Genomic DNA, 3,790 nt, shown 5'->3' on the forward strand with positions numbered 1-3,790 from the left:
GCTGCCCTGGACCCGTTGGGGGGGATAATCCCCCCCAAACCCCCGTATACCTGAGCGGATGCAGAAAAGTTATCTGTTCCAAAGTAGACGCGGTATTATGAACGAATGAAACAGAAACGGAATTATCCCCCCCGGACCACCGCATGACTGAAAAGCTCAATATCCCGTGGATTCGGTCGGCTCCGCCACGACGGGCCGGATCGTTCCCAGGGCGAAGGCTGCCGTCAGGGCGCAGGCGGCGGCCCAGCCGAAAGCGACTTCCGGTCGAAAACTTTGCCACAGCCAGCCGAAGAGCAGCGAAGCGGGCAACAGCATCAGGCCGCTGACCAGATGAAACCAGCCGTAGGCCACACCCAGTTGTTCGGCGGGGGCGATATCGGCCACCAGAGCCTTTTCCGCCCCTTCGGTGGCGGCCATGAAGAGCCCGTAGAAGCCGAACAGGGGCCAGAAGAGCATCGGGTTGTCATTCCACCCCATCAGCAGGTAAAAAACGGCGTAGACGCCCCATCCCCAGCGGATCAGGCGCAGTCGGCCCCATCGGTCGGAAAGGGCGGAGAGCGGCGTGGCGAAGAGGGCTGCCACCAGGGCCACCGTACCCCAGAGCAGGGGGATGTGGTATTCGGCCATGCCCGCTTCGCGAGCGCGCAGCAGCAGGAACATGTTGGAGGAGTTGCCCAGGGTGAAGAGCGCCAGCACCAGCAGATAGCGTCGAAAGGCCGGGGGAAGGCGTCCCACCTGCCAGGAGAAGGGTTTGGGGTCGATGAGCAGGGGGCGATCCGGCTCCCGGATCATCAGGGTCAGAACGAGGGTGACGATGCCCGGCACGATGGCCCAGAGAAAGGCCTCCCGCAGGGGCATGCCGCTGGCCAGGAACAGGGCGGCGAGCAGGGGACCGATCACCGATCCCAGGTTGTCCATGGCCCGTTGCAGGCCGAAAGCCAGACCACGTCGTTCCGCCGGGACGGCGGCGGCGATCATGGCATCCCGTGGCGAGGAGCGCAGTCCCTTGCCCAGGCGATCGGCAAGGCGCAAGGCCAGCACGAAGCCCCAACTGTTGGCGAAAGCCAGCAGCGGACGGGAGAACCCCGCCAGGCCGTAGCCCACCGTCACCATCCATTTGGAGGCGCGGTAGCGGTCCGCCATCACCCCGGAAATCAGCTTGAACAGGCTGCTGACCGTTTCGGCGATGCCTTCGATGAGTCCCATGGCTCCGGGACCGGCCATCAACACCGAAGTCAGGTAGAGGGGCACCAGGGGATAGACCAGTTCTCCGGCGGTGTCGTTGACCAGGCTGACCAGGCCCAGCAGCCAGACGGTGGAGGGTAAGGTGGTCACGGTTTTCAACATCCTGGTTGTCTCCTGAGCCGATGGCATACAGTGACTATTTTTTGATTTTCAATATTTAATCTTCTAAGTATCAAAAAAAGAAAATGTTCTATCCTTTGACGTGTCCTTTTTGTTGAATCATCCTGACCTGTTTCTTTACAGAAATGATCATCAAAAGATCAAAGGACAGAACATTTTCTTTTTTTGATACTTAAAAGATAACATATTGAAAAGAATACAACAGCTCCCGGCTCTCAGGCCCCGTTGATGAAACCGAACTCCACCGGCAGCTTGACGTAGAGCAGGGCCAGTTTCTCCCGGCGGATGCGGGTCAGAAAGCGCTCCACCGTCTCCTCGTCGGCCATGAAGAAGACCAGCACCGGCAGATCGCCCGCCAGTTCCAGGAAATGCTCCTCGTGCAACACGCCGTGTCGCCCGAAGCCGGCGATGGAGCGAAAGGAGGATCCGCCGGGCAGACCGAAGGCCTTGGCCTCCTCCAGCAGCCATTCGTGGAGCAGAATGCCGTGGTGACGGCGGTTTTCATGCACGAAGAAGATAAGGCTCACTCCGTTCATCGATACGGCCTCCTCGTCAGGCGCTCAACGCCTTCAGGGTGAAGATGCCCAGGGCGGTCATGGTCAGGGAGCCCAGCAGATGGCCGCCTGCGGTCAGCAGCGCCCAGCCGTACTCCTGATGCATCAGCAGGCCCACCACTTCGGCGGAAAAGGTGGAGAAGGTGGTCAGTCCCCCCAGGAAACCGGTGATGAGGAAGAGTCGCGCTTCCGGCGGCAGGGCGGTATGGTGGGAAAAATAGGCCACCGCCACGCCCACCAGATAGCCGCCCAGCAGATTGGCCGCCAACGTGCCCAGGGGCACGGTGGGAAACACCGGGTTGAGCAGCATGCCGAGCCACCAGCGCAACCAGGCGCCGAAGGCGGCTCCCAGGCCGACGGCCACCACGGGGAGAGCTTCCACGTTCACACCTCGCCGGAAGATGAGGGTTCGAATCGGACGGGAACAGGGCGGGAAGGAACGATCCGTGCGCCCGGAAACAGGGCATTCTAAACCGCGCCCGCCTTGAGATGCATGGTTTTCCATGCATACGGGGGTCCGGGGGGGATTATCCCCCCCGGCGGGGCTTGGGGCGGAGCCCCAAGGTGTTGACGTTGTGGGCCGTTGCGGTCCGCTGCAGCCCATGGAATCCCGAAGGCCCGCCCAACCGCACCCAACGGATTTATCGCAGCGGACCGCGGGGGGCCTCATCCGCTCCTTGCCCCCCCGCGGACCGCTGCATTTCTCAAGATCGCCTTTGGGATCGGCTTTTGATGCTTTCATTGGCTGCTGCGGACCGCTACCTCAACGGCCACGTCAACACCTCGGGGCTCCGCCGGGGGGGATAATCCCACCCGGACCCCGGTATCAAATTCCGCTGCCGACGCCCTGGGAGGCTTTGCGCCATCGGACGCTTTGTCCTAATCTGCAGACCGGGTGCGACCTTGCCCCCCTCCGAACCGTCAGGCGCTTGAAAGGGCGGATGCCATGGCAGCGAAACCCACTGCCCTTCTTTATGGGCTATTGTTTCTGATCGCACTTGGCACCGCCGAGGCCGGGGAGACCCATCTGGCTGTCGCGGCCAACTTCACCGCGCCGATGAAGAGGCTTGCCGAGGCTTTCGAACGGGAGAGCGGCCACAAAACGCTGCTCTCCTTCGGGGCCACCGGCAGGTTCCACGCCCAGATCGGCAACGGGGCCCCCTTCGACATTCTGCTGGCCGCCGATGCGGAGACCCCTGCCAAACTGGAACGGGAAAAGCTCGCCGTTCCGGGCAGCCGCTTCACCTATGCCATCGGCAGGCTGGTTCTCTGGTCGCCTCGTCCCGATTTCGTCGATGCCCGAGGGGAGGTGCTGAAAACGGGCGTTTTCGGACATCTGGCCCTGGCCGCGCCCAAACTGGCCCCTTACGGCGCCGCCGCCGTGGCCACATTGAACGCCATGGACCTCTTCGACCGCCTGCAACCCACCTTCGTGCAAGGTGAAAACATCGCCCAAACCCATCAGTTCGTCACTACCGGCAACGCCGAACTGGGTTTCGTGGCCCTCTCCCAGGTCTACGAAAACGGCCAGCTCAAGAGCGGTTCCGCCTGGATCGTGCCGGAGGGATATTATCCCCCGATCCGCCAGGAGGCGGTCCTGCTGCAAAAGGGCCGGGAAAACCCGGCGGCCACCGCCTTTCTGAGCTTTTTGCAAACCGACGCCGCCCGAAGCGTGATTCACGCCTTCGGTTACGCGCCGGAATAGGAATCTCCGGGGCATGGCACAATCCCATCTTTTTGCAAGGCAAGACTATTTTTTGACTTTCAATATGTTATCTTTTAAATATCAAAAAAAGGAAATGTTCTGTCTTTTGACTTTGTATCTGTTCAGGTATACGGGGGTTCGGGGGGGATTATCCCCCCCGACGGGT

The 3,790-nt window shown here is 61.4% G+C and carries 4 protein-coding genes; 1 reads left to right on the plus strand and 3 read right to left on the minus strand.

From position 1 onward, the window contains the following. Positions 1-156 precede the first annotated feature (156 nt). From HQL56_18775 to crcB, 3 genes are all read right to left on the minus strand, one after another. Positions 157-1,347, minus strand: coding sequence for an MFS transporter (locus HQL56_18775; protein ID MBF0311561.1), 1,191 nt, complete (start codon positions 1,345-1,347; stop codon positions 157-159). Positions 1,348-1,580: 233 nt separating this feature from the next. After that, on the minus strand, positions 1,581-1,901 hold the full coding sequence (locus tag HQL56_18780) for a DUF190 domain-containing protein (protein MBF0311562.1): 321 nt from the start codon (positions 1,899-1,901) through the stop codon (positions 1,581-1,583). A 16-nt stretch (positions 1,902-1,917) separates the two neighbouring features. Next, complete coding sequence (crcB, locus tag HQL56_18785) at positions 1,918-2,424, minus strand: fluoride efflux transporter CrcB (protein MBF0311563.1); 507 nt, start codon at positions 2,422-2,424, stop codon at positions 1,918-1,920. A gap of 441 nt (positions 2,425-2,865) precedes the next feature. Here crcB and modA point away from each other — a divergent pair, with 441 nt between their 5' ends. After that, positions 2,866-3,624, plus strand: a complete 759-nt coding sequence (gene modA / locus HQL56_18790; protein MBF0311564.1) for a molybdate ABC transporter substrate-binding protein — start codon at positions 2,866-2,868, stop codon at positions 3,622-3,624. Positions 3,625-3,790 lie beyond the last annotated feature (166 nt).

This window comes from Magnetococcales bacterium (genome assembly GCA_015231925.1).
Classification (GTDB): domain Bacteria; phylum Pseudomonadota; class Magnetococcia; order Magnetococcales; family JADGAQ01; genus JADGAQ01.

Bases quoted from the DNA above. Each gene is read 5' to 3' on its own strand.
- crcB (MBF0311563.1), bottom strand. From the start codon at position 2,424: ATGGAAAACCATGCATCTCAAGGCGGGCGCGGTTTAGAATGCCCTGTT.
- modA (MBF0311564.1), top strand. From the start codon at position 2,866: ATGGCAGCGAAACCCACTGCCCTTCTTTATGGGCTATTGTTTCTGATC.
- HQL56_18775 (MBF0311561.1), bottom strand. From the start codon at position 1,347: ATGTTGAAAACCGTGACCACCTTACCCTCCACCGTCTGGCTGCTGGGC.
- HQL56_18780 (MBF0311562.1), bottom strand. From the start codon at position 1,901: ATGAACGGAGTGAGCCTTATCTTCTTCGTGCATGAAAACCGCCGTCAC.